The organism is Listeria sp. Marseille-Q6474 (assembly GCF_946902005.1).
GTDB lineage: Bacteria > Bacillota > Bacilli > Lactobacillales > Listeriaceae > Listeria > Listeria innocua.
The window spans coordinates 549,120-574,605 of sequence record NZ_CAMPPS010000002.1 but is presented as its reverse complement, the minus strand read 5'-3'; the positions used below and the strand labels follow the sequence as shown (position 1 = coordinate 574,605).

The 25,486-nt window shown below is 38.3% G+C and carries 27 protein-coding genes; 6 read left to right on the top strand and 21 right to left on the bottom strand.

Going from position 1 to position 25,486, the window contains the following annotated elements:
• Positions 1–11: 11 nt before the first annotated feature.
• The 11 genes from OC533_RS13655 to OC533_RS13605 form a co-directional block, all read right to left on the bottom strand.
• Positions 12–2,225, bottom strand: coding sequence for a heavy metal translocating P-type ATPase (locus OC533_RS13655; protein WP_045553319.1), 2,214 nt, complete (start codon positions 2,223–2,225; stop codon positions 12–14).
• A gap of 14 nt (positions 2,226–2,239) precedes the next feature.
• The gene (csoR, locus tag OC533_RS13650) at positions 2,240–2,533 is read right to left on the bottom strand and encodes a copper-sensing transcriptional repressor CsoR (protein ID WP_003762995.1); all 294 of its coding nucleotides are present in this window, start codon (positions 2,531–2,533) and stop codon (positions 2,240–2,242) included.
• Between the two features lie 124 nt (positions 2,534–2,657).
• Positions 2,658–3,482, bottom strand: coding sequence for a D-alanyl-D-alanine carboxypeptidase family protein (locus tag OC533_RS13645; protein ID WP_160464547.1), 825 nt, complete (start codon positions 3,480–3,482; stop codon positions 2,658–2,660).
• 57 nt (positions 3,483–3,539) lie between these two features.
• Positions 3,540–4,241, bottom strand: a complete 702-nt coding sequence (deoD, locus tag OC533_RS13640; RefSeq protein ID WP_003767481.1) for a purine-nucleoside phosphorylase — start codon at positions 4,239–4,241, stop codon at positions 3,540–3,542.
• Between the two features lie 12 nt (positions 4,242–4,253).
• Positions 4,254–4,487 carry a YozE family protein gene (locus tag OC533_RS13635; RefSeq protein WP_003763000.1) on the bottom strand — a complete coding sequence of 78 codons (234 nt, stop codon included), beginning with the start codon at positions 4,485–4,487 and terminating at the stop codon, positions 4,254–4,256.
• 62 nt (positions 4,488–4,549) lie between these two features.
• On the bottom strand, positions 4,550–5,455 hold the full coding sequence (locus OC533_RS13630; RefSeq protein WP_010991685.1) for a Gfo/Idh/MocA family protein: 906 nt from the start codon (positions 5,453–5,455) through the stop codon (positions 4,550–4,552).
• An 83-nt stretch (positions 5,456–5,538) separates the two neighbouring features.
• Positions 5,539–5,976 (bottom strand): peptide-methionine (R)-S-oxide reductase MsrB, encoded by a 438-nt coding sequence (msrB, locus tag OC533_RS13625; protein ID WP_003769339.1) that lies wholly within the window; start codon positions 5,974–5,976, stop codon positions 5,539–5,541.
• Positions 5,977–5,982: 6 nt separating this feature from the next.
• A complete protein-coding gene (gene msrA / locus OC533_RS13620; protein WP_003769341.1) occupies positions 5,983–6,516 on the bottom strand; it encodes a peptide-methionine (S)-S-oxide reductase MsrA in 534 nt (177 codons plus the stop codon).
• A 36-nt stretch (positions 6,517–6,552) separates the two neighbouring features.
• Positions 6,553–7,167: a YpmS family protein gene (locus tag OC533_RS13615; protein WP_070753677.1), complete on the bottom strand. Its 615-nt coding sequence runs from the start codon at positions 7,165–7,167 to the stop codon at positions 6,553–6,555.
• 15 nt (positions 7,168–7,182) lie between these two features.
• Positions 7,183–7,968, bottom strand: a complete 786-nt coding sequence (locus tag OC533_RS13610; protein WP_194323723.1) for an SGNH/GDSL hydrolase family protein — start codon at positions 7,966–7,968, stop codon at positions 7,183–7,185.
• A 14-nt stretch (positions 7,969–7,982) separates the two neighbouring features.
• On the bottom strand, positions 7,983–8,822 hold the full coding sequence (locus OC533_RS13605) for a DegV family protein (protein ID WP_185512983.1): 840 nt from the start codon (positions 8,820–8,822) through the stop codon (positions 7,983–7,985).
• Positions 8,823–9,003: 181 nt separating this feature from the next.
• On the opposite strand from OC533_RS13605, the gene trhA reads away from it, so the two are divergent.
• The 4 genes from trhA to ppdK all read left to right on the top strand — a co-directional run bounded on the left by trhA (position 9,004) and on the right by ppdK (position 13,869).
• Positions 9,004–9,636: a PAQR family membrane homeostasis protein TrhA gene (trhA, locus tag OC533_RS13600; RefSeq protein ID WP_010991688.1), complete on the top strand. Its 633-nt coding sequence runs from the start codon at positions 9,004–9,006 to the stop codon at positions 9,634–9,636.
• Between the two features lie 120 nt (positions 9,637–9,756).
• A complete protein-coding gene (locus OC533_RS13595; RefSeq protein WP_003767490.1) occupies positions 9,757–10,386 on the top strand; it encodes a helix-turn-helix transcriptional regulator in 630 nt (209 codons plus the stop codon).
• Positions 10,387–10,398: 12 nt separating this feature from the next.
• Positions 10,399–11,211: a pyruvate, water dikinase regulatory protein gene (locus OC533_RS13590; protein ID WP_033532920.1), complete on the top strand. Its 813-nt coding sequence runs from the start codon at positions 10,399–10,401 to the stop codon at positions 11,209–11,211.
• Between the two features lie 18 nt (positions 11,212–11,229).
• Complete coding sequence (gene ppdK, locus OC533_RS13585; protein WP_194323721.1) at positions 11,230–13,869, top strand: pyruvate, phosphate dikinase; 2,640 nt, start codon at positions 11,230–11,232, stop codon at positions 13,867–13,869.
• 44 nt (positions 13,870–13,913) lie between these two features.
• Here the strand turns inward: ppdK and OC533_RS13580 are convergent, their stop codons facing one another.
• From OC533_RS13580 to mntR, 10 genes are all read right to left on the bottom strand, one after another.
• Positions 13,914–14,291, bottom strand: coding sequence for a VOC family protein (locus OC533_RS13580; RefSeq protein ID WP_010991691.1), 378 nt, complete (start codon positions 14,289–14,291; stop codon positions 13,914–13,916).
• A gap of 3 nt (positions 14,292–14,294) precedes the next feature.
• The gene (locus OC533_RS13575) at positions 14,295–15,278 is read right to left on the bottom strand and encodes an aromatic acid exporter family protein (RefSeq protein WP_003763019.1); all 984 of its coding nucleotides are present in this window, start codon (positions 15,276–15,278) and stop codon (positions 14,295–14,297) included.
• Between the two features lie 93 nt (positions 15,279–15,371).
• On the bottom strand, positions 15,372–15,995 hold the full coding sequence (locus OC533_RS13570; RefSeq protein WP_194323719.1) for a DedA family protein: 624 nt from the start codon (positions 15,993–15,995) through the stop codon (positions 15,372–15,374).
• Between the two features lie 139 nt (positions 15,996–16,134).
• Positions 16,135–17,646: a phosphomannomutase/phosphoglucomutase gene (locus OC533_RS13565; protein ID WP_194323717.1), complete on the bottom strand. Its 1,512-nt coding sequence runs from the start codon at positions 17,644–17,646 to the stop codon at positions 16,135–16,137.
• Positions 17,647–17,714: 68 nt separating this feature from the next.
• Positions 17,715–18,590: a putative RNA methyltransferase gene (locus OC533_RS13560; protein ID WP_194323715.1), complete on the bottom strand. Its 876-nt coding sequence runs from the start codon at positions 18,588–18,590 to the stop codon at positions 17,715–17,717.
• A 52-nt stretch (positions 18,591–18,642) separates the two neighbouring features.
• Entirely contained in the window at positions 18,643–19,125 is a 483-nt protein-coding gene (locus OC533_RS13555; protein ID WP_003769360.1) for a dihydrofolate reductase, read from the bottom strand.
• Positions 19,126–19,140: 15 nt separating this feature from the next.
• Positions 19,141–20,085, bottom strand: coding sequence for a thymidylate synthase (locus OC533_RS13550; RefSeq protein WP_045553849.1), 945 nt, complete (start codon positions 20,083–20,085; stop codon positions 19,141–19,143).
• Between the two features lie 12 nt (positions 20,086–20,097).
• On the bottom strand, positions 20,098–21,990 hold the full coding sequence (locus tag OC533_RS13545) for an ABC-F family ATP-binding cassette domain-containing protein (RefSeq protein WP_194323713.1): 1,893 nt from the start codon (positions 21,988–21,990) through the stop codon (positions 20,098–20,100).
• A gap of 119 nt (positions 21,991–22,109) precedes the next feature.
• Entirely contained in the window at positions 22,110–23,792 is a 1,683-nt protein-coding gene (locus tag OC533_RS13540) for a formate--tetrahydrofolate ligase (RefSeq protein ID WP_185550684.1), read from the bottom strand.
• A 159-nt stretch (positions 23,793–23,951) separates the two neighbouring features.
• A complete protein-coding gene (gene mntR / locus OC533_RS13535; protein WP_003763032.1) occupies positions 23,952–24,380 on the bottom strand; it encodes a transcriptional regulator MntR in 429 nt (142 codons plus the stop codon).
• A gap of 373 nt (positions 24,381–24,753) precedes the next feature.
• Between mntR and cspD the strand changes: the two genes are divergently transcribed.
• Positions 24,754–24,954: a cold-shock protein CspD gene (cspD, locus tag OC533_RS13530; RefSeq protein ID WP_003728273.1), complete on the top strand. Its 201-nt coding sequence runs from the start codon at positions 24,754–24,756 to the stop codon at positions 24,952–24,954.
• A gap of 122 nt (positions 24,955–25,076) precedes the next feature.
• A complete protein-coding gene (locus OC533_RS13525) occupies positions 25,077–25,478 on the top strand; it encodes a ribonuclease HI family protein (protein WP_003767509.1) in 402 nt (133 codons plus the stop codon).
• Positions 25,479–25,486: the final 8 nt, after the last annotated feature.

Sequence of the window (25,486 nt, the reverse complement as noted above, 5' to 3'; positions counted from 1 at the left end):
TTCTTTTCCTCCTATGATTTAAATTTATATCTTTTTAGGCGTAGTGCGTTAGTTACAACCGAAACGGAACTAAATGCCATTGCAAGTCCGGCTACCCATGGGGCAAGTAAGCCAAGTGCAGCTACCGGAATACCCGCACAGTTATAAGCAAGTGCCCAGAAAAAGTTTTGTCGGATGTTTCGCATCGTTGCTTTTGAAAGTTCGATTGTTTCTGGAATAAGTGTTAAACGGTGACTTACGAGCGTTACATCACCAGTTTCAATCGCAATATCTGTTCCCGTTCCAATACTAATGCCAATATCACTCGCTGCAAGAGCTGGAGCATCATTAATACCATCGCCAACAAATGCAACAATATGGCCTTCTTGTTGTAGTTTTTCTACTAATGCGCTTTTATCATTAGGTAGTTGTTCGGCAAAAAACATATCGGCTCCTAAATCTTTCGCCATATTTTCTACTACAACAGATTGGTCGCCGGAACAAATAGCTGTTTTAATACCTTGTGCTTGCAGTTTTTGAATTGCTTCTTTTGCCTCTGGTCGTGGTGTATCGGATAAAGCAAGTGCTCCGGCATAAGTACCGTCTATTGCCATTGCTACAACCGTTTTCCCTGCATTCATCCAACTTTGGATTAATTTATCTTCTTCGCTCGGGATAGTTGTAAGTGAAGACACATAGCGATAAGCGCCGAGTTCCACTTTACTATCATCCAAATTACCTGTCATCCCATGCCCAGCTTTGGCGCGGATTTTTCCTTGTTTTACATCTGATACATCGATTTTTTCAGATTCTAACATGTTAATAATCGCTTTGGCAATTGGATGTTCCGATTGTTGTTCCATCAAGAATAAATAAGGGAAAAATTTATCGTTGCTTGCTTTTTTATCACTTACTTCTAATTTACCTTCTGTCAAAGTACCAGTTTTATCAAAAACAATTGTGTCGACTTTGGAAGTACGTTCTAAATGTTCCCCGCCTTTAAATAATATCCCACTTTCGGCGCCTTTACCAGTTCCGGCCATAATCGCTGTTGGTGTTGCGAGCCCAAGAGCACAGGGACAAGCAATAACTAAAACAGCAATTGCAGCTTCTAATGATCCATCTACCGTGCCTGTTACAAGGTACCAAATAATAAATGTTACAGCTGCAATTCCAAGTACAATCGGTACAAAAATACCCGAGATTTTATCTGCCAAACGTTGAATTGGCGCTTTAATTCCTTGCGCTTCTTCCACTAAACGAATAATCGATTCTAAAACGGTTTCTTCCATTCGTTTCGTAATTTTTGCTTGGAAAGCTCCGTCAAAGTTGATAGTCGCTCCAATAACAGAATCACCTGGTTTTTTCTCTACAGGCACGGGTTCACCAGTAATCATCGCTTCATCAATGCTTGTTTCTCCGGAGATAATTTCTGCATCCATTGGTACTTTTTCACCAGGACGAACTAGAATAATATCACCAATTTTGAGAGAATCTACTGGTACTAACCATTCTTTGCCTTCACGAATAACAGTTGCTTCTTTCGCTTGTAGTTCGAGTAATCCGGCAATAGATTCTGTTGTTCTCGAAGTTGCATATGATTCGAGTAATTTACCTAATAAGATCAACGTAATCAACACAGCACTTGTTTCAAAGTAATAATGCGGCATCACGCTTGGATCAATCATATGACGGATATATTCCACTACACTATAAAAGTAAGCTGCGGATGTACCAAGTGCGACTAAAACGTCCATATTCGCACTTTTACCTCGAAGTGCCTTATAAGCCCCATCATAAAACCGCCAACCAATATAAAATTGGACAATGGTTGCGAGTACTAATTGAATGGTTGGATTAATCCAGTTACCAATCGTTTCCGCAAACGCCATTTCATGAATATACGGAATGTGAGTAACCATCGTTAAAAGTAATGGCAGTGAGAGCACCGCTGAAAGAATAAACCTTCTCACTTCTTTTTTGAAATTCTTTTCTAAAACGGCGTCTTTTTCTTCTTTTGACATTTTTTCTGCAGCATCATAACCAGCATGCTTCACGACTTTGATTAATTCTTCTGTCGTGGTCACTTCTGGATCATAATACACAGCCGCATTTTCAGTGACTAAATTGACATTGGCTTTTTCAACACCTTCTGCTTTATTTAAAGATTTCTCAATTCTCGTTGAACAAGCCGCACATGTCATTCCAAAAACATTCAAATCTTGTCTTACATATTTATCGTTCACTCTAGATACCCCCCTCAGGTTTTAGAAAACTGACGTATAGCCTTAAGTAAGTCCTCCATTACGTCATCTTCTCCGTTTTTTGCAGCATCCACGACACAGTGTGCTGTATGATGTTCTAATACTTGCAAGCCAACATTTTTAAGTGCTTTATTCGCTGCTGAAATTTGAACTAAGATGTCTGTACAATATCTATCATCCTCGACCATTTGAGCGATACCGCGAATTTGGCCTTCGATACGACGCAAACGATTTTGAAGTAATTTCGTTTCTTCATCTTTGCGTGGAACAATGGGTTGGTCATGTTTCATATTTTCTCCTCCTTTGTTTCTACAATTAACAGTATACCCCCTATAGGTATATTTTGCAAACATTTAATTTTTAAAAATAAAAAAAGAACCATAAACAACTAAATGTTTATGGTTCTAAAGCTTGTTATTTTGCGGCATCTACTTTCTTTTGTAGTGCTTTAACATGTTCAAAAAATTCTTCTAATGTCCAGTTGTTTTTGTAAATGATTGTTGCAGCGTCTTTGCCAACATAACGATAATGCCAAGATTCGTATTGATATTTCGTAATATCTTCTCTACCTTTCATATAACGAAGGATAAAGCCGTAATTATGGGCATTTTCTTCTAACCATTTACCTTCTGGGGTAGTTCCAAATGCTTCAGTTAGTTCATATGATTGATTTTCTGAGGAAATATCCATTGCTAATCCAGTTTGGTGCTCACTTGTTCCAGGGTAAGCCACTGCTTCTCTAGCTTTTTTATCCCCTTTGGAATTTACTTCAGCTTGGAATACCTCTTGTTGTCGTTTATAAGAACGATAACCCGACACAGCAAAAAGTTTCTTACCATCTTGATTTGCTGCTTTGAACATTTCTTCAAGGGCTGTTCCTGCTTCTTTTCTTAATTGCGCTTTTTCTACTTGTTCATTTCCAAAAGAAAAAGTAACATTTGGTCGAACTAAATCAGGGGGGGTATATGTTGGCTGCAAGGAATAATCTTTATTAGCAAGTACTAATATATTTTCCTCGTTTTCGATATACTGAATCCCATTTTTTTCGACTAATTTATTTTGTTTATCAATGTAAGGATAAAGCGGATCTTTTTCTAAGTCAGCAAGTGTTTTATTACTTGTGGCTTTTTGCTCCACTTTAGCGACTGGCTCTGCATTTTGCCCGCCGAAATATTGATCTTCTACCGTGTTAACACAACTGATAGTAACGGCTAAAGCAATTGTTAATAAAGAACTCATATATGTTTATCAACCTTCCTGTATACATTAAGTCAAAATCTAAGGTAGTAATTTTGATTATTTTATTGCTGCTTCTAATGCTACAACAATCATATCATTAAAAGTAGTTTGGCGCTCCTCAGCGGATGTTTCTTCACCTGTAAAAATGTGATCACTGACAGTTAGAATAGCAAGTGCACGACGACCATATTTTTGCGCTAATGTATAAAGAGCTGCTGCTTCCATTTCAATTCCCAGTACCCCGTAATCGGCTAATTGTTGTTTATCCAATTGATCATTATAAAAACGATCCGCTGAGAAAACATTACCAACTTTTAGAGATAGGCCTTTTTCAACACCTGCATCATACGCTTTTTTTAACAAAGAAAAATCTGCTACTGGTGCAAAGTCTACGCCAGCAAAAGTGTTACGATTAATTTGAGAATCTGTCGAAGCTGCTTGAGCAATTACAACATCACGCACTTTAACGTCCGCTTGAATGCCACCCATTGTTCCAACGCGAATCAAATTTTTCACATCATAGCTTTGAATTAATTCATTCACATAAATCGAAATCGACGGAATTCCCATACCAGTTCCCATAACAGAAACTTTTTCGCCTTTATATGTACCAGTAAATCCTAGCATTCCTCTTACTTGGTTAAATAATACAACATCCTCTAAGAACGTTTCGGCAATGTATTTCGCACGCAAAGGATCTCCTGGTAATAAAATTGTTTCGGCAATTTCCCCTTGTTTTGCTTCAATATGTACGCTCATACTTTTCTCCTCCTAATGTTTGTTTTTCTCTTCATCTAGCAAATACGCTTCCCAAAGTTCATCGAAAATAGACATTCCTGGTAAATACGGCGCATTAAACTCAAGATAGTCACAAAGAATATGATAATTTCTTGTTTGCTTTGGAAAACTATGATCTCGGTATGCATTGTTGGCAAATTCCGTTTTCTGATCTGTTAGCTTCGGGTCCCGATATGTCATTAAAAAATGATAAAATGATCTTCCCAACGTACAACACACTCCGCTCTTTTTATGCTTTAACTATAGTTGATTTCTCGTGAAAAATAAAGTTAATTTTCAAGTTTACTTAGAATTTCTTCTGCTAGTCGATGTGTCTCTAATGCATCTTCTTCAGTAATTGGAGCTTTTTCGCCGTTTCGAACAGCATTTAAAAACGCCTGAATAATCGGTACAAAGCCGCGTTTATAAAGCGTTGTTTCCCAGTCACCAAACCGTTCAAAACGCTCGGTCGTTCCTTCATAAATATGTGTCTCTGTTACATTTTCCACTTCATATTTAGCGCTTTTTGTCATCACGGCTAAACGTTCTTCATTCACACCACTATCCCGATTCATGATGGCAGTAGCTACTTTATTACCAGCAGAGATTTGGACAGTTACACTAGACAGTAATTCGTTTTGCCAAACAGGTACCACATGTAATTGATCAATTTTTGCATCAAGTAAATAGCGGACGGTATCAATGACATGGATAAAATCATCATAAATAAAGGTACGTGCCTCACCTGGCTGTCCTGCGCGGTTTTTTTGCATTACTATCATGTTTATATCCGTTAATGCTTTTAATTCTTGATATTTAGGTGCATAACGACGGTTAAATCCTGTCATTAATAGCGTGTTTTTTTCTTCGGCTAAGCGCGTCAATTCTTCCACTTCGGCCAAATTATCGGCAATTGGCTTATCTACATATACTGGAATATTATGTGATAAAAAAGTCCGAATTACTTCTGGATGACTTGCTGTAGATGAATGTACAAAAGCTGCATTAACGCCAGATTCTATCATTGAATGAATACTTTGATGATAATGATCAAAACGATATTTTTCGCTTAAATGCTTTAATTTTTGTGCATTTCTTGTATAAAGGTGGACCTCGATATTTTCCATCTCAGCAAAAACAGGTAAATACGCTTTTTGTGCAATTCCACCGAGTCCCACTACTGCTACTTTCAACATACATTTCGCTCCTTTTTCATAACAATGCCAGAGAATGATTTCGCGATATTATTCTACGCATTTCATTTTCTGGCATCGTTTGTTTATTCAAAGATTTTCTTATAGGTTTGGTAGCCTTCCTCTTCTAACTTATCAACGGGGATAAATCGAAGCGCTGCGGAATTGATGCAGTATCTAAGTCCACCTTGATCTTGTGGTCCATCTGGAAAAACATGCCCTAAGTGCGAATCAGCCTCAACTGACTTCACTTCTGTCCGAATCATCCCATGTGATAAATCTCTATGTTCGATTACTTCTGCTTCGTCAATTGGTTTTGTGAAACTTGGCCAACCACAACCAGCATCATACTGATCATTGGATGAAAATAACGGCTTTCCTGAAACAATATCTACATAGATTCCTTTTGCCACATTATCATAAAATTCATTTTGAAATGGGCGTTCGGTGCCCGCTTTTTGGGTCACATTATATTGTATATCTGTTAGTTGTTTAAGTCGCTCGTTTTTTTTACTTTCATCCATTTGACTTCACCCTTTCCAGTTGGCATCTATGAATGCAGCACGACCGGAAGCTACTTGATAACCTTCATAGTGCGCTTTTTCTTTTTTATAGAAATCTTGGTGATATTCTTCTGCAGGATAAAAAGTTTCTGCTTTTGCAATTTCTGTGACTACTGGTTTCTTAAATCTTCCACTTGCATCCAAAGCCGCTTTAGATTTTTCAGCGATTTGTCGTTGTTCCTCATTATGGTAAAAAATAACCGGACGATATGAATCTCCGCGGTCGACAAATTGTCCCGCTGCATCAGTCGGATCTGTTTGTTGCCAGTATACTTCGACTAATTTTTCATAAGGAAATACTGCCGGATCAAATGTAATTTCAACTGCTTCGGTATGCCCTGTTGTCCCGCTGCAAACTTCTTTATATGTTGGATTCACTGTATGTCCACCTGTATAACCCGAAACGACTTTCTCGATTCCTGGTTGTGTGTCAAAAGGTTTTACCATACACCAAAAGCATCCTCCAGCAAATGTTGCTTTTTCAAGTGATTCTTTTGTCATAAAAAATGCCCCCTAACTAGGATTGGGCCAGTTAAATTACTTAACTGGTACTAAAAGTGTAAACGAAATATCGTCTTTCTTCAAATTTAGCGTATCGGCACGAACTTTTGTGTCGCCTTTTAGTTTTAATTTGTCCAAAGATAAATATATTTTTTCTTTTTTAGGAAGTACAGTGACCCACTCAGGGAATTTATAGTTTTTATTAACATAGTTCATCACGTAAGAAACTGGTAAAGGTAATGCTCCAACAGACATATCTGTCAGCGATAATTCTATATTTCCATTATCAACTACTTTTGGTGAAAATTTAAGTCTTAGTTCAACAGGCTCACCAAAAATCTTCGCTTCAGCTGTAAAATTGACATTATTTGCTACAAAAACTTTATAACCGATATCTTGCTCTTTGCTGAAATCTTCTATATAGCTACTGATTAATTGGTTTAAGTCTGATTTAGTGGTGCTTGTTTGAAATTCAATATTTGATTTATTGCTAATAAGCGAAGGCGTTGGCTCTTCTTGTGGGCTAAGTACAAAGACTGTCACATAAAGCCAGCCAGCAAGAAGGATAAGCAAACTAATTAAAGTTAGGCAAATCCATTTCCAATAATTTCGTTTTGGTTTTTTTGGAGCTGATCTTGTTTCTACTTGCAAGATTTTATCACCTTTCTATTTAGGAATATTACCATCATCTAGTTGTTTGACGATAGCTTTTTCTAACTCGGCGCTCATTTTTTCATATCCTTTATGGTTTGGATGGAAATAATCATCTGAAAGTAATGGATTCGGCTTGTCTTTATTGGATGTATTTCTATCTTCTAATGCTTTAGCCACTGGGACGAAATAAGCATTGTTAGTTTGTTTAATTGTTTTCGCAGAAGCATCATTCCAGTTGGTAATGACCTCATCAAATTGTTTTATGTCTGCAAAATAAGTCGTATAAGGATTGTAAATACCCATTAAAAATATCGCTGCATCTTTATTGTAAGAGCGAATATCTTTAAGTAACGTTGTAAGTTCTTGTTGAAATTCTTTATTTGCTTTTGCAAAATCAGCCACATCTACATTTAAAAGGCGAGATTGCAAAATAGCCATCACATCATTCCCACCGATTGTAATAGTTATTACATTGGCATTTTTGACATCTTGCTGGAATTGTTTATTCGTTTCGAGACGTTTTTCTAGTTGTGTAATACGGTTTCCTGATACACCGTAGTTGCTCGTTTTCACACTAGACACTGTAGCTTTTTCATTTAGTTTTTCTGGAACAATGCCCACATAGCCGCCTTCTTTGTTTTCATCACCAACACCTTCTGTTAATGAGTCACCCATTGCAACTAGGTTAATAGGGATTTCTTTTGATTCTTTATAATACTTGATACCAAAAACTGCGCCAACGAGAAGCGCGATAATAAGCACGCTTCCTGTAAGCCACAGCCATTTTTTCTTTGTCATATGCAATCACTCACTTAGTCAGTATAGTACATAAATGCAAACGCGCCAGTTCCAGCATGAGTGGAAATGACAGGATCTGCAAAAAATAGTGGAATTTCTGTTAATCCAGTTATTTCTTTAGACTCTGCGATAAAGTCATCAGCTAAATTAAGCCCATTTGCATGAACTACATCCAGCTGTTGAATTTTTTTCGGTTCGTCTTTAATTAGATTAAGGCAGTATTGTAAAACTTTTTTGTTACTGCGAACTTTGGTTTCTTCTTCCAATTGTCCATCAGTAAGCTTAGCGATTAATTTGATATTCAAAAGACTACCTAGGAAACCTTGCATTCGACCAACACGCCCACCTTTAATTAAATTATCGAGCGTTACGACCACAATATAAAGTTTTGTTTTGTCGCGAATATCATTAATTGCAGCGTGAATTTCTTCTACTGAATAATCGCCAGTCTGAGCCATTTCAGCGGCTTTTAGTACTTGGAATGCTTGGCCACGCGCCGTATAATCGCAGTCTACTACGGTGATGTTTCCTTCCACCATATCAGCTGCTTGGCGAGCTGCATTCACTGTACCACTTAGTTTTTCCGTCAAATGGATGGAAAGGATTTCATACCCTTCTGCCGTATATTTTTCATAAGCTTCTACAAAAGAACCGATTGCTGGTTGCGAAGATTTTGGTAATTCTTTTGTTTCAGCCATGCGTACCATGAATTCTTCTGGCGTAATGTCTGTTTTAGGATTATAAACTTTCCCATCGATTTCTACGGTTAAATATAAAACTTCAATATTCCATTTTGCTGCTTCTTCAAGAGTTAAGCCTGCAGTTGAGTCTGTGATAATCTTTATTTTTCTCATTTAGCCACATCCATTTTTGCTTATTTTCTCTTATTATAACATTCCCGGCGTTATACACAACCTATAAACTAGTTTTAAGAAAAGAGAAAGAAATGGTATTTGTCTTTCTATTCTTACTTTTTTAGCGTATGATAGAAATGTAACAACCCACAAAAATTTTGTAGAAAAGTATGGTGATAAAATGAATGTCACTTCTTATAATTGGAAAGAAGAACTGGCGAATGCAATAACGCACGGGGTTGGATTTATCCTTAGTATTCCCGCGCTCGTCTTACTTATAATATTCGCCGCTGGAAAAGATAATCCTCTTTATTTAACAAGTTTTTTAATTTATGGAATTTCACTAATGTTGCTTTATATTTGTTCCACACTGCTCCATAGCTTCAAACCTTGCAAAGCACGAACGGTTTTTAATATTATGGATCATGCCGCGATTTATGTTTTAATTGCTGGCAGTTATACGCCATTTGTTTTGATTACCATTCAAGGAACTCTCGGTTGGACGCTATTTGGTGTTATCTGGGGACTCGCAATTGCTGGGATCATTTATAAAATATTTATGACTGGCAAATTAAAACTTTTATCGACGTTTGTATACTTAGTAATGGGCTGGATGGTCATGTTCGCCATTAAACCACTTTATGCAGGGCTAACGCCAACCGGATTTTGGCTACTTGCAACTGGTGGGATTATGTTTACTGTAGGGGCAATTTTTTATAGTATCCCTCGAGTACCTTATATGCACGCGATTTGGCATTTATTTGTTATCGCGGGAACTGCTTTTATGTACTTCTGCATTTTGTTTTATGTTTAAATTATAATTTTTAAAACCTTCTCGATAATGAGAAGGTTTTTTTATATAGTATGACATAATTAAGGCTTGTTTTTAATTATGTCATACTATATAATATTTAGCATAACATAATAAAAGGATGTGATTCCAATCGAACTTTCCTCTAGACAACACCAGATTGTTGCCTTTGTTCGCGCGAATGAGCCTGCTACTGGTGACTCTATCGCTGCTCATTTAAAATTAACGCGTGCTACGATTCGTGCTGATTTGTCGATTTTGACGATGACCGGAATTTTAGATGCCAGACCTAAAGTTGGTTATTTTTACTCAGGACTCGAAACAAATCCGATTCATTTGGATGAAATTCGCCAATTGAAAGTAGCAGATATTATGACCCAACCATTTTTCGCAAAAAAAGAAACAAGTGTTTATGACGCCATTGTGATGCTCTTTATGGAAGATATTGGCAGTTTATATGTAATTGATGACGAACAATTAGTTGGGCTTGTCTCCAGAAAAGACTTACTGAAAGGCGCACTGGCGGATGCAGATACGAAAGCCACTCCCATTGCGACCATTATGACGCGCATGCCAAACCTTGTTACTGTGACTAAAAATGATAAAGTCTTGCACGCAGCAGAACAGCTTGTCTTTCATCAAATCGATTCGCTTCCCGTTTTTGAAAATAACTCTGGAAAAGCGAAAGTCGTCGGAAAAATATCAAAAACACGTATTACTGCGCTTTTTGTAGATACAATAAAAAAGGTTTAATAGGAGGCAAATATGGAAAATCCGGTTATTATATATGTTATTTCAGATGCTATCGGAGAAACTGCTCAACATATTATTCGCGCGGTAACAGCTCAGTTTTCACTTAATAAACCAGCTGATATTCGGCGCCACGCTTTTATTCGCGATGAAAACGCTTTACTGGAAACATTAGAAGAAGCAAAAGCAGCTGATGGGATTGTTGTTCAAACCCTAGTACAATCAAAGCTCGCTGATTATGCGTCAGATTTTTGTGTAAAAAATCATCTTCCAAACGTTGATTTATTACATACGCTCACTGCCGCAGTGGAAGCAAAAACTGGGTTAAAGTCTAAACAAGACCCAGGAAATATGCGCCGGCTTGATAGTAATTATTTTGATCGTATTGCCGCAATTGAATTTGCCGTTAAATATGATGACTGCAAAGATCCCCGCGGTTTACTGGATGCCGATATTGTTTTAGTCGGTGTTTCAAGAACGAGTAAAACCCCACTTAGTAGCTATCTTGCAAATCAAAATTGGAAAGTCGCTAACGTTCCACTCGTTCCCGAAATTCCGATTCCAGATGAACTTTTTCAAATCCCCGCAGAACGAATTATTGGTCTGACAACTACACCTGAAAAACTTGCTCAAATCCGGAAAGTGAGATTAAAATCAATTGGTTTAGACGAAGCAAGTAGTTACTCTAGTGAAAAACGTATTTTAGAAGAGTTAGAATATGGTTATGCTACTTTCAAAAAGCTTGGCTGCCAAGTAATCCATGTTGAAGACAAAGCCATTGAAGAAACCGCTGCCCTAATCACGGAGATTATCACGAGTTACCACTAATTAGAAGAGGTGAATAAATTGAGAAAATTTGTCTATCAGTTCAGTGAAGGTTCTAAAGAAATGAAAAATCTTTTAGGAGGAAAAGGTGCTAATTTGGCCGAAATGACGAAGATTGGTTTGCCCGTCCCTCCTGGCTTTATTATCTCGACCGATGCTTGTAATGATTATACGACGAGCAACAAACATCTATCCGAAGACATTTTTGAAGAAGTAAAAATTCATTTGACAGAACTCGAAAAACAAACTGGAAAAATTTTCGGATTCGCGGAAAATCCGCTGTTAGTTTCAGTACGTTCTGGCGCGCCTTTTTCGATGCCAGGAATGATGGATACGGTTCTAAATCTAGGGTTAAATGATCAAGCTGCTGAAGGATTAGCTAACTTAACAGGAGATGCTCGTTCTGCGTTTGACTCTTATCGTCGCTTCATTCAAATGTTTGGCGATGTCGTTTTTGAAATTCCAAGCTATCAATTTGAACAGGCGCTTGCTCGTATAAAAAAAGACAATAATTACCTTTTAGATACGGAATTAACTGCGGCTGATTTAAGTGAACTAATTGAGATTTATAAACTGATTTTCAGCCAAGCAACTGGCAGAGATTTTCCGCAAGATCCGTTAGAACAGCTGAGACTTGCGATTATTGCTGTTTTTGATTCGTGGATGAACCCTCGGGCCGTTATTTATCGCAGACTGCATGATATTGATGCAAGTTTTGGCACAGCCGTGAATATTCAAGCGATGGTTTTTGGCAACACTGGCGAAACAAGCGGTACTGGTATTACTTTTACGCGAAATCCATCCACTGGTGAAAAGCAAGTTTTTGGTGAGTTTCTACTAAATGCACAAGGTGAAGATGTTGTTGCAGGAATCCGCACGCCTGAACCGATTAGCGCATTAGAACAAAGAATGCCCCTCGTTTATAACGAACTCCTTAAAACATGTGAACTACTTGAAAATCACTATTTAGATATGCAAGATATTGAATTTACAATTGAAAAAGGAAAACTTTACGTTCTTCAAACAAGGAGCGGGAAACGAACAGCCAAAGCAGCAATTCAAACAGCAGTCGATTTCGTCCACGAAGGCAAAATCACTCGTGAAGAAGCAATTATGCGAGTAGAAACGAAACAGCTACATCAATTACTTCACCCTACTTTTCATGAAAGCGCTCTAAAAGCTGGACAAGTCATCGCAACCGGATTACCAGCAAGCCCAGGAGCTGCCACCGGTCAAATTTTCTTTGAAGCTAAAGAAGCCGTAGCAGCTTCAGAACGCGGCATTTCTGTTATCCTGGTACGAAATGAGACTTCTCCTGAAGATATTGAAGGTATGGCGAGAAGTAGCGCGATTTTAACTGCTCATGGTGGTATGACTTCTCACGCTGCCGTAGTGGCCCGCGGAATGGGAAAATGCTGTATAGCTGGTTGCGCTGAACTCACTATTAATGAAAAAGAAAAAACCATTATCCTTACAACCGGAGAACAGCTTCATGAAGGTGATTTTCTTTCTCTCGACGGCAGCACTGGAAATGTCTATCTTGGACAAATAGCACTCACAGAAGCTTCTATAGGCGGTCATTTTGATGAATTAATGGCATGGGCAGACGCTGAGAAAAAACTAAAAATCCGCGTGAATGCCGATACACCAACAGATTTTAAAAAAGCATTACTATTTGGCGCTGAAGGTATTGGTCTTTGTCGCACAGAGCATATGTTTTTTGATGAAAAAAGGATCCCTTATGTAAGACAAATGATTTTAGCAGAATCACTTAAAGAGCGCGAATCTGTTTTAATATCATTAAAAGAGATGCAAAAAACGGATTTCAGTGAATTATTCCGAATAGCAAATGGTCGAGCAGTGAATATTCGCCTTCTTGATCCGCCCCTACATGAATTTCTACCGAAGACTAACCGCGAAATCGAACAATTAGCGCGCGATATGAACCGTACTGTTCCCCAAATCACCAAACGAATTGAGGAGCTGGCAGAAGCAAATCCTATGCTAGGTCATCGCGGTTGCCGTTTAGCCATTACTTTTCCAGAAATTTATCGTATGCAGGCGGAAGCAATCATGGAAAGTGCCGTTATCGTTCATGATGAAGGCATCGATGTCCACCCAGAAATTATGATTCCTTTAATCGCTACAAAAAACGAACTTAGTTATATTAAAAATGAAATTAAGCAGGCCATTCATGCGATTTTTGAAAAAGAACGAGTTGTGCTACCTTTTGATATTGGTACGATGATTGAAATTCCTCGTGCTTGTGTGACCGCAGATGAAATTGCCGAAGAAGCCCAGTTCTTTAGTTTTGGAACAAATGATTTAACCCAGCTAACATATGGTTTTTCTCGTGATGACGCGACTAAATTTCTAGCTGATTATTATGAAAAAGATATTTTACCTAAAGATCCATTTGTCACGATTGATAAAACGGGCGTTGGTGCGTTAGTTGAAATGGCTGTTACTCGCGGAAGAATGACTCATGCGAACTTAAAAATGGGCGTCTGCGGAGAGCATGGCGGAGACCCAGAATCAATCCACTTCTTCCATCAACTTGGCCTCAGTTATGTATCATGCTCGCCTTACCGCGTGCCAATAGCTCGGTTAGCAGCAGCCCAAGCAGCACTGAGCGAAAACAAGCTAGTATCTACTATATAAAAAAAGTCCAGATGGCAATCACTTAGATTGTCATCTGGACTTTTTTATTTTTCGCAAATCGCCACATAATTCCCTTCATTATCTGCAAAGTTGAACACGCGACCGATTGGCAGATCAACCAAATCCCCTACTGTAATTCCTTTGTTTTTATATTCTTCATACAGTTCGCTAATATTTGTTCCAAATAGTAAAATCGATGGCGTCCCAAGGTTCATATCCGGGTTCATTTCGGCAACTTTCTTTTTATTTTGGAGCACAAAAGTAGTTTCCACACCTTTTGAAGGGGCGATTTCAACCCACTGAATTTCGCCGTTTACGACTTCTTCTGAAACAACGACAAAGTCCAATTTTTCCACCCAAAAATCTCTTACTGCCGCTTGATCTTCCACATATAACATTACTTGACCAATTTTTTCAATCACGATTCATCGTCCTCTCGTCATTTCTTTTTCTTTCAAGCCAAACTCCGCATAAAAATCACGTTTCATTTCTAAAAGATAGCGCAAATCATTCATAAATTGGAATAAAATGGCTCTATTTTCGAATTCTTCACGTGTTTCTGGGAGCTTACTACTACGAAATTCATGCACCATCGTTGTAATCTCTGCCACTAAATCTTCCGCCGTATTATGTTCATCCAACGTCTGCGCTGTTTTTTCAGTAATTTCAGCGAGCGCCATACTTTGCTCTGAAGAATGATGGAACGAAACCAGATGTCGCTTCATTTGTGTCAAAATTCGGTACTGAACCAGTCGCATATCCACATACTGAGAATAATAGTGTGACGAAGCAAAAAATTGATTGTCCAAATTTCTTGCAGCTTTTTCTTGTGCATAATCTAATGTACCCTTTAATTGATTTAATAAGCCAAACTCATCAAGATATTCAGACTGATTTCGAAGCCCTTGCGTCATTTCTGTTAAAATTTGTCTCATGATGGCTTCAATTTTTTGTTGACTGCGTTTTAATTCGTCTTCCATTTTCGGCATGTATAAATTTAAAATAATTGCGATACCTGCGCCGACTGCCATAAGTAAAAGTTCATTTTTAAACCAAAAGAATGATAACGATTGTTCTAATAAAATGTGCGATACAAGTACTGAACTTACAACAATCCCGTCAGCAACATGTAGTCTCACAGCAAGCGGAATAAAAATCAGTAGATAAAGTCCAAAACTCACTGCGTTATAACCAATGAGCATGAAAAATACGGCGGCAATAGAAAGCGCCAATACAGTCGAATAAACCCGCTGAATCGCAAGTTGCAGAGACCCCTTTTTCGTATTTTGTACACTTAAAATCGCGATAATTCCCGCCGAAACTGCATATTCCAAATGAAGCCATTCCGCCAAAATAATCGCTAGTGTCGCTGCAATTGCTGTTTTTACTGTCCGCATTCCAATCCGCATATGTCCCGTCCCCTTTCTATGTCCAACTTATCATAGCACGAAAGCGAAAATCGCAAAAGAAAAACCTTGAAGATTCCTCCTCAAGGTTAGACATTATTCTTCGTCTAGTGTTTTTTTAAAGCGTGCTCGGAAAAAGAATCCTAGGCCAAGCAAGGTTATAACAGCAATGATACTATAAATCACTGTCGAAAAACTATCCATGAAAACAACAATTTCGCCCCAAGATTCGCCAAGAAGAGCGCCAAGACCAATTAATACCGTATTCCAAAGCAAGCTCCCGGCCGTTGTTAAAATTAGAAATCGTGACATTTTCATCTTCGTCATCCCAGCTGGAATGGAAATCAAACTCCGTATAAGTGGAATCATCCGACATAAAAACACTGCCCAGCTACCATATTTCAAAAAGAAACTTTCAGCGCGTCCAATATCCGATTCCTTGAGTCGTAAAACCCGGCCATACTTCAAAACAATATGCGTTAGCCGTTCTTTGCCAAAATAAGAGGCCACTTTGTAAAGTAAAATAGCTCCTACAACTGAACCAAGTGTTGCTACAATAATCACCATCACTACATTAAGTGATGAAACTGTCGTCATAAATCCACCAAAAGTTAAGATAATCTCAGAGGGAATAGGCGGAAACAAGTTCTCAATCATAATTAACAAAAAAATACCTATATAGCCAAAATCAGCCATAATACTTGTAATCCAAGTTTCCAAAAAACACACTCCTGTACTTTATTTCCCTTTTAAAGTAAGTGCTTGCTTTTTAAGTTTACTACACTCGTTCTACTTTTTCAATCGATTTGGTAAAAAGAAAAAGAACTTGATACGTTTTCCATACCAAGTTCTTTGTTATTTACATTTTTAAATCGGCTTTCGTTGCGAAAAATCTTGCTAAACGATCTTTCACTTTCTTGATGCCACCAGCTTCATCACTTTCTAAATTCATTGGCATTACAGGTTCGTGCAAGCTCATTCGAAGCAAGAACCAACCTTCACCAAGCGCACCCTTCGTATTTACACGAATGCCTTCTTGGTTCACTGGTTCTAATTCCATGTCCGCGTCAGCTTCTACAAATGCCAGAAAATCAGCTAAAACTTCTTTGCCATAAGCTTTAAAATCTGGTGCTGTAATACTTAAACGAATTTCTTCGCTTTCTGCAGGTTCTTTTAAATCAGCAATTAAATCAGGCAAATCTTGGCCATTTTTTCGTAAAGTGGCGTACGTCATCAAAATTTTGGCGATTAAGTAAGCACCGTCATCTAAGAAATAATTTTCTTTTAATGCAGCGTGCCCACTCACTTCAATAGCGATTTCTGATGGTGTTCCGTTTGCATTAAGGCGTAAAGCTTCATTGATAACGTTACGATAACCACGTTTAAAACGATGTTGCTTTCCACCTTTTGCTTCGATGAATGTTTGCAGATGTCCGCTTGTTGTTGAGTCAGTCACGATAGTTGTTCCTGGCTTTTCTTCCAAAATAATACTAGAAATAACAGCAATTAATGGATTACGGTTTAAACTTTCTCCATTTTTATCCATAATCGCAGCTCGGTCTACATCCGTATCAAAAATCACACCTAAGTCCGCTCCACTCGCAAGTACCGCTTTTTTCAAGCTAGCCATAGCTTCTTCATTATCGGGATTTGGAATATGGTTAGGAAAATTGCCATCCGGATCTAAAAACTGACTACCAGATATGTCTGCCCCGAGCTCTGCCAATACTTTTTCAGCAAAAAAGCCGCCAGCGCCATTCCCTGCATCGACAATAATGTGGCTTCCTTGTAGTGGCTTCATTTTGTCCGCTGCATCCGTGATTCCAGCTCTAATTTTATCCGTTAAGTCTGCCGCATATGTAGAAAGTAAATCTTGTTTTGTAACTTTTCCGGCGATTAGTCCGTTTTCTATGAAAGATTTATCTGCGTGAGCTACGATATAATCAATATCTTCATGTTCAGCTCCACCAGATTTCGTAAATAATTTTAGTCCATTATACATAAAAGGTAAGTGGCTCGCTGTAATCATAATTCCGGCATCGCAGTCATAGTCTTCGTACTGGGTTGCCATAAACATGGCCGGCGTAGTAGCAAGTCCTACATCCACCACATCGATACCTGAGAAAGTCAACCCTTTGATAAGTGCCGCTTTTAATCGTTCAGCTGAAAGTCTGCTATCATGACCAATCGCCACTTTTGCCTGACCTTCCACTTTTTTCTCCTCTTTTAGCCATTTCGCAAATCCATAAGCAATCTTTTCTACACGTTCATCTGTCAGCGTAATCTGATATTTTTCCGTAGCGATTGCTATTCCACGTATGTCTGATCCGTTTTGCAGTGCTTCTAACGCTTTCGTTTCTGATTGATTCATGTCATTCCTCCAGCTTCTGTATTTTTCCCCTTCATTATAGCTTAAATTGCGCATAATTCACATAGCTTTTACAAAAGATGTGCTCTATTTGCAATAATGATTTTTAGATCTACCGTTAATTCTTTTGGCGGATTTATTAATAATTCGCTTTTTTTATCTTTATCAATGTGCCAACCAAGTGGTGTCATTTCAAGAAAATCGGCAAATAATTCGTTTGCGATTGGCGCTTTATATGTCACCCGTTCAACATGCTCGACTGTTAATTTTTCTGCTAGCCGAGATGTAACGGACTCATTTGAATAACTACTCTTCTCATCAACATAAATAAATTCGCGCAACTCCCGCAAATAATTTGCCTCTGGAACTACTTTTAACAAAAAACCATCCGTTTTTAACAGCCGCTTGAATTCCTCATAATTCGAAGGTGATAAAATGTTTAAAATCATATCTGCCGTCTCTGTCTGTGTTGGACAATTGGCTAAATCAGCTACTGTCCAAACAATTCCGGGATAATCTCGAGCAGCTTGTTTCACGCCTTCTTTAGCAATATCTAGCCCAATTGCTTGGACATGGCGTCCTTTTTCTTGAAGATTTTTTACAACTCGCGCTAAATGACTTCCTTCACCGGAACCAGCATCATATATCACTACTTCTTCTTTTTTTGTCTCAGCAATGATTTCTGTCACTCGTTCGATTAATTTTTCAAAAAAACCACTCGCAATCACTTTTTTTCGTGATTCGAATAAGGCTTGATCGTATTTGGTTTTATGTACTTGCTTAAGTAAATGTAAATATCCAGGTTTAGCAATATCAAACCCGTGATGGTTTTTACATATAAATGAATTCGGCTCGCTAAATGAGAAATCTCCCCCACAAATCGGACAAGCAAGCAGCGTCATACTTTCTTTCATCGCAAGCTTATTAATCTCCATTTTTGATAACAATTAAACGTCACTCCACTCGAAAAACGTTGCCCGAAAGCAGGCAACGTTTCTACTAATTTCTTTCATACGTATAAAATGTGTAATTATATTTATTTTTCTCATCTTTTTCATGAGGTTCTTTCGCTACTTCTGAAAAGTTTTCCCAGTCTACTTTTGGAAATGCGGTATCTGCATCAAATTCCGCATCAATTTTTGTGACAATTAACTTATCTGCCACATCCATAAATAAACGATAAATTTCCGCTCCACCAACAACATAAATCGGTTCGCCGGTTTCAGCAAGCGCCAGAACTTCATCCCGTGAATGAAGAATTTCTGCATCGTCTAGTTGTAATTCATTGTCCCTAGTTAACACAATGGTCTTTCTATTTGGTAAAGCTTTACCTAGTGATTCATAGGTTTTCCGTCCCATGACGAGCGTTTTTCCAGTTGTCGTTTTTTTGAAAAATTGTAAATCTCCTGGTAAGTGCCACGGCATCTTGTTGTCTTTCCCAATATTACCAGCGCGGTCTTGTGCCCAAACAAAAATTATCATCTAAGAAAACCTCCCTTATACTGAAATTGGTGCTTTAATTGCAGGATCTGGATTATAACCATCTAGTGAAATATCCGCTACTTCAAAATCAAAAATGGTTGCAGGTTTATCTGAAAGAACTAATTTTGGTAACGCATGCGGAGTTCTTGATAATTGTTCTTTCACTTGTTCGATATGATTGTTATAAAGATGTGCATCTCCCATAGTATGGATAAATTCACCAACATCAAGTCCAACTTCCCGTGCAATTAAATGTGTCAAGAGTGCATAACTCGCAATGTTAAACGGTACTCCTAAGAAAATATCTGCACTTCGTTGGTATAATTGGCACGATAATTTCCCATCTGCCACATAAAATTGAAACAATGAATGACAAGGTGGTAAAGCCATATTCGGAATATCTTCAGGATTCCAAGCAGACACGATCAAACGACGCGAGTTCGGGTTTGTTTTAATCATTTCAATCAAGTCAGCTAACTGATCAATTGTTTCCCCTTGCGAAGTTTTCCATTCACGCCATTGTTTGCCGTAAATATTACCTAATTCGCCGTACTTATTCGCGAACGCTTCGTCTTCTAAAATCCGCGTTTTAAACTTCTCCATTTCAGCTTGATACACTTCTTTGAATGCTGGATCACGCTCAGCACGCAGCCCAAAGTCAGTCATATCTTCGCCTTTATAATCAGCGCTTTTCACAAAACGCTCAAAAGCCCATTCATTCCAAATATTATTATTATGCTGTAAAAGGTAGCGAATATTCGTATCTCCATGTAAAAACCATAGTAGTTCACTTACTACAAGTTTAAATGGTACCCGTTTTGTTGTCATAATTGGAAAGCCTTCCTGTAAATCAAAACGCATTTGATAACCAAATGTGCTGATAGTTCCAGTCCCAGTGCGATCTCCTTTTTGTGTTCCATTCTCTAAAACGTACTTTTCTAAATCCAAATATTGTTTCATCGTTCGCACTCCTTATTCCGCGTATTGTGATAAAAATTCCCAGCGTTCCATCATTTGTTCCAGCTCTGATTCTTTCGCTGTAATAAGTTCGCTAATTTCTGCTGCTTTTGTAAAGTCTGCTCCGGTTTGTTCCAATGTTTCATTGAGCGATTCAATGTCTTGCTCTAAGTCGCTAATGGCATCCTCAATCCCGTCCCACTCAAGTTGTTCTTGGTAGGTTAGTTTGACTTTCTCTTTTTTCTCCGGTGATGACTTTTCGGCCGAAGTATTCGCCATTTTTTTCATTGATTTTGCTGGCTTTCCTTTAGCCTCAAGTTCTTTCAAATAATCACTATATTCGCCGTAGAAAATTTCTACTTCGCCAATTGCCCGGAAAACAAGCAATTTATTTACAACTTTATCAAGGAAATATCTATCATGGCTGACCGTAATAACCGTACCGTTAAAAGATTCTAAGTAATCCTCTAGAACAGTTAATGTTTGCGTATCTAAGTCGTTGGTCGGCTCATCTAGTAGCAACACGTTTGGTCGTTCCATTAAAATGCGAAGTAAGAACAAGCGGCGTTTTTCTCCACCTGATAAGCTACCAATTTTCTTCCCGTGGGAATTAGGTGGAAATAAAAATCGTTCTAGCATGGCGCTCACACTAATCACTTCTCCACCAGAAGTCGTTACTTGCTCTCCTGCCTCTTGCAAATAAGCAATCATTCGCATATCTGGATCCATTTCTTCATTTTGTTGCGTATAATAACCGATTTGTACTGTTTGACCGGTAATTACCTCGCCGGCATCAGGCGTTAGTTTTCCAGCTAACATATTCAGTAAAGTCGATTTACCAGTTCCATTATTCCCAGTGATACCAAGCCGTTCTCCCGGTTGAATAATTAAACTAAAATCTTGTAACACTTGTTTTTCGTCAAAGCGTTTTTCTAAATTTTTCAATTCGAAAACATCTTTCCCAAGGCGACTAGTGACAAAATCAATCGCAAGTTCTGAGTCGTCGATTTTTGTTTTGACTTTTTTCTCTAAATCATGGAAACGGTCTTGTCTAGCATTTTGTTTTGTGGCGCGCCCTTGTGGACCACGACGCATCCAAGCTAGTTCTTTACGATAAAGGTTTTTATTTTTCTCTGATTCGCGGACTTCGTTTTCCATGCGAATTGCCTTGGACTCCATGAATTTCTCGTAATTTCCAACATAGCGGTACGCCGAACCACGGTCCAGTTCCACCATATGGTTCGTCACACGGTCAAGGAAGTAACGATCATGGGTAACGAGTAATACCGCTCCTTTAAAGCGATTTAAATACTCTTCTAGCCAACGAATCGACTGAAAATCCAAATGGTTGGTAGGTTCATCTAAAATAAGTAAATCTGGCGTCTCAATCAAGACTTGCGCCAAACCAACACGCTTTCGCTGACCGCCAGAAAGCTCACTTATTTTTGCTGTTAAGTCAGTAATGCCAAGCCGCTCCAAGATAGTTTTCGCTTCTGTATTCATATCCCAAGCCGCACTCGCATCCATTTCTTGGCTAGCCGCTGTATAGGCATCATGTAGCTTGGTATTTTCTGCATCAAGCGACATCGCTAATAAGACTTCTTCATACTTACGCATTGCTCGAAGCGCCGCAGTATCACCATCAAAAACCGCTGAAAGAACCGTATCCTCTTCATTAAAAATAGGATCTTGCGCCAAATAACCGATCGTATAATCTTTCGCTTTCGTAACGCTACCTTTATCCCCAGATTCACTTCCAGAAATAATTTGTAACAGCGTTGATTTACCAGTACCATTTACACCGATTAAACCAATGCGTTCGCCTTCTGTTATCGTTAGCGAGATATTCTCAAACAGGCTTTTTTCGCCATATGTTTTTGTTAAGTTTTCTACTTTTAACTGTTTCATTTAGTCCCATCCATTTCCGTTTCGTCCTTATCTATTCTAGCTGAAAATATAGAACATAGCAATTGCTTGAGATGAAAAAAGTTCCAAAAGCAGCTTATCCACTTTTGGAACTTTTATTTTTAAAATAAACCTTGTGCGTTACCATTTTCATCGACATCCATATTTAATGCCGCTGGTTTTTTCGGTAAGCCTGGCATTGTCATCACGTCGCCAGTTAAAGCAACAACGAAGCCCGCGCCAAGTTTTGGAATGAATTCACGAATATGAATCACAAAATCAGTTGGGCGACCGAGTAATGTTGGATCGTCCGATAAAGAATACTGTGTTTTCGCCATACAAATTGGATAACGATCCCAGCCGTATTTTTTAAACTCAACAATTTGTTTTTGTGCCTTGCTAGAAAGTTCTACGCCAATTCCACCGTAAACCTTCGTCACAATTGCTTCTAATTTTTCTTCTATTGACCAAGCATCATCATAAATGCGTTTATAGTCCGCTTCTCCGCTTTCTACTGCAGCGATTACTTTATCTGCGAGTTCCAGACCACCGTCGCCGCCTTTTTCCCACACTTCTGTTAACGAAAAAGGAATACTGTGTTCTTCGCAAAGCTGTTCTAATTTCGCTACTTCCGCGTCTGAATCCGTTATAAACTTATTAATGGCAACAACATATGGAATACCAAATGTTTGAATCGATTCCGTATGTTTTTGTAAATTAGTAAAGCCTTTTGCTAGAGCATCGACATTTTCTTCACTAAGTTCTGTTTTCAAAGCGCCTCCGTGCATTTTCAGCGCACGAATTGTCGCTACAATCACGACACAATCTGGCGCTTTTCCAAGTGCCGGAACTTTAATATCTAAAAATTTCTCTGCTCCAAGATCTGCTCCAAAACCAGCTTCCGTTACTACATATTCGCCAAGTTTAAGCGCAGTGCTTGTCGCGGAAACACTATTACAACCATGAGCAATATTAGCAAAAGGACCACCATGTACAATTGCTGGAGTATGTTCTAATGTTTGCACTAAATTAGGTTTTAACGCATCTTTTAATAGTAATGTTAATGCACCTTCATAACCCATTTCGCCAACAGTTATTGGTTCTTTTTTATAATTATAGCCAATCACAATTTCACTTAAGCGTTTCTTTAAGTCTTTTAAGTCACTTGCTAAACAAATGATTGCCATAATTTCAGAAGCAACTGTAATATCAAAACCATCTTCACGAGGAACGCCTTGAATAGGACCACCAAGACCAACGACCACTTTTCGAAGCGCTCGGTCATTTAAATCAACGACACGTTTCCAAACGATTCGTCTCCCGTCGATTCCTAAATCATTACCTTGTTGCATATGATTATCGATAAACGCCGATAAAGCGTTGTTTGCTGCTGTAATGGCATGAAAATCGCCTGTAAAATGTAAATTAATATCTTCCATTGGAATAACTTGCGCATAACCGCCACCAGTTGCCCCGCCCTTAATACCCATTGTAGGTCCAAGTGATGGTTCCCGCAAAGCGATGACTGTTTTCTTATCTTTTTTAGAGAGTGCGTCGCCAAGACCAACTGTTACAGTCGATTTACCTTCACCGGCTGGCGTTGGATTAATAGCTGTCACAAGAACAAGTTTACCTTGCTCCTTGTCTTTTAACGAGTGAATCGTATCATAGGATAACTTTGCTTTATACTTTCCGTAAAGTTCGAGTGCATCTGCATCTAGTCCTAAATGTTCCGCGATAGTCGTAACTGGTAGAATTTCTGCTACTGATGCAATTTCAATATCTGATTTCACTTTATTTGACATGATATCCCCTCCGAATATGTATATTGTAACAAAGAATTAAGATATTTTGGCTTCTTCAGTGCATCAAAAAAGCGTGACACCAAGCGATGTAACACCATTTTTGATTTCTAAAGTAAAGCCTGATTGCGCAAAAATCAACATCTCAACCTTGGATTACCGTTATTCCTTTGTATCTGGTTTCGTTGGATCCATTTCCTTGAGCGTCTTAAGCGCATCTGGATGATTTTCAAAAAACTGAACAACATCCCCGATTCGGTCAATAGAATTCCAACTCAAATGATGTTCAATACCTTCCACATCATGATAAATATGGGACGGATCTACACCAATTATACTTAAAAAACTTTCTAGTAATGCATGTCTTTCTAGTAGCCTTTTCCCCATTTGTGTTCCTTTAGGCGTCAAAATTAATCCACGATATTTTTCATAGATTAAATATTCGTCTTTATCTAGTTTCTGTACCATTTTTGTTACAGAAGACGGATGGACAAATAACTCATCAGCAATATCCGAAACCCTGGCATAACCTTTTGTTTCAATAAGGGAATAGATTTTTTCAATATAATCTTCCATACTAGGTGTTGGCATAGCTATACCCTCCAACTTATATTCTTTCACATAGCCAATTGTACTATAATATCGGACTTTCTAAAAGCAATTACCCTTTCTAAAACGAAATTTCTCCTAGGACATTCACGTAGTTTTTCGCGGTAAATCTAGCATTTAACGACAAAATATAACATAAAAGTAAAAAGTAAGCCTTTACAAGTCCAAAAATTAAAAAAATATTGAAAATCACCTTGACGTTTATAGGTATTTTGATTTATAGTGTTAGTATCATATGCGGCAACGCTATGAACTGAAAAGGTAGTATTTGCGAGAAAAAATTTTTAAACAGAAATGAAAGCGTTTGAAAAATGATTCTAGCAATTATTAGCCATACTTAGGAGGATTTATTTCAATGCAAAATGGGAAAGTAAAATGGTTTAACAATGAAAAAGGTTACGGTTTTATCGAATCAGACGGCGGCGAAGATATTTTCGTTCACTTCACAGCGATCCAAGGTGACGGCTACAAATCTTTAGAAGAAGGCCAAGCGGTAACATTTGAAGTAGTTGAAGGTAACCGCGGCGCTCAAGCAGCCAATGTAGAAAAAGCCTAATCCAGTTGCCAATTAGACACGGACTTAAAACCGGTATCCTTTGACCGGTTTTTTTATTGCAAAAAAATAGCTTTCCTTCTATAATAAAGCCACATCTACTCAAACAATAGGAGGCGCACAATATGGAAGTTTTCGTTGACGGTGCAAGTGCTGGAAATCCTGGTCCTAGTGGTGCTGGCATAGTTCTAAAAGCAGCAGGAATCTATGAACAATTCGCCATCCCTCTCGAAGTTATGACCAATCATGAAGCCGAATTTATCGCGATTAAATTAGGTCTAGAAGAAGCTTTAAAAAAACAAGCCACTTTCATTCGTTTGTATTCTGATTCGAAAGTCGCCATTGAAGCAATCCATAAACGACACGCTAAAAATCCTTTATTCAAACCTCATTTAGAAGCAATTTTAGAAATGGCTGATTCAGTAGAGTTGTTTTTTGCAGAATGGCGCAACGTTAGCCAAAATAAACAAGCCGACCAACTCGCGCGTCAGGCTATAAAAAAACAGAAGCAACCTGGTGTCAAATAACCAGATTG

Coding starts and splice junctions, on each gene's coding strand:
- OC533_RS13525 (WP_003767509.1), top strand. CDS start 25,077: ATGGAAGTTTTCGTTGACGGTGCAAGTGCTGGAAATCCTGGTCCTAGT.
- csoR (WP_003762995.1), bottom strand. CDS start 2,533: ATGAAACATGACCAACCCATTGTTCCACGCAAAGATGAAGAAACGAAA.
- OC533_RS13605 (WP_185512983.1), bottom strand. CDS start 8,822: ATGAGAAAAATAAAGATTATCACAGACTCAACTGCAGGCTTAACTCTT.
- deoD (WP_003767481.1), bottom strand. CDS start 4,241: ATGAGCGTACATATTGAAGCAAAACAAGGGGAAATTGCCGAAACAATT.
- trhA (WP_010991688.1), top strand. CDS start 9,004: ATGAATGTCACTTCTTATAATTGGAAAGAAGAACTGGCGAATGCAATA.
- OC533_RS13555 (WP_003769360.1), bottom strand. CDS start 19,125: ATGATAATTTTTGTTTGGGCACAAGACCGCGCTGGTAATATTGGGAAA.
- OC533_RS13540 (WP_185550684.1), bottom strand. CDS start 23,792: ATGTCAAATAAAGTGAAATCAGATATTGAAATTGCATCAGTAGCAGAA.
- OC533_RS13630 (WP_010991685.1), bottom strand. CDS start 5,455: ATGTTGAAAGTAGCAGTAGTGGGACTCGGTGGAATTGCACAAAAAGCG.
- OC533_RS13565 (WP_194323717.1), bottom strand. CDS start 17,646: ATGAATCAATCAGAAACGAAAGCGTTAGAAGCACTGCAAAACGGATCA.
- OC533_RS13590 (WP_033532920.1), top strand. CDS start 10,399: ATGGAAAATCCGGTTATTATATATGTTATTTCAGATGCTATCGGAGAA.
- msrA (WP_003769341.1), bottom strand. CDS start 6,516: ATGACAAAAGAATCACTTGAAAAAGCAACATTTGCTGGAGGATGCTTT.
- mntR (WP_003763032.1), bottom strand. CDS start 24,380: ATGCCAACACCTAGTATGGAAGATTATATTGAAAAAATCTATTCCCTT.
- msrB (WP_003769339.1), bottom strand. CDS start 5,976: ATGGATGAAAGTAAAAAAAACGAGCGACTTAAACAACTAACAGATATA.
- cspD (WP_003728273.1), top strand. CDS start 24,754: ATGCAAAATGGGAAAGTAAAATGGTTTAACAATGAAAAAGGTTACGGT.
- OC533_RS13610 (WP_194323723.1), bottom strand. CDS start 7,968: ATGACAAAGAAAAAATGGCTGTGGCTTACAGGAAGCGTGCTTATTATC.
- OC533_RS13545 (WP_194323713.1), bottom strand. CDS start 21,990: ATGAAACAGTTAAAAGTAGAAAACTTAACAAAAACATATGGCGAAAAA.
- OC533_RS13645 (WP_160464547.1), bottom strand. CDS start 3,482: ATGAGTTCTTTATTAACAATTGCTTTAGCCGTTACTATCAGTTGTGTT.
- OC533_RS13550 (WP_045553849.1), bottom strand. CDS start 20,085: ATGAAACAATATTTGGATTTAGAAAAGTACGTTTTAGAGAATGGAACA.
- OC533_RS13575 (WP_003763019.1), bottom strand. CDS start 15,278: ATGCGGATTGGAATGCGGACAGTAAAAACAGCAATTGCAGCGACACTA.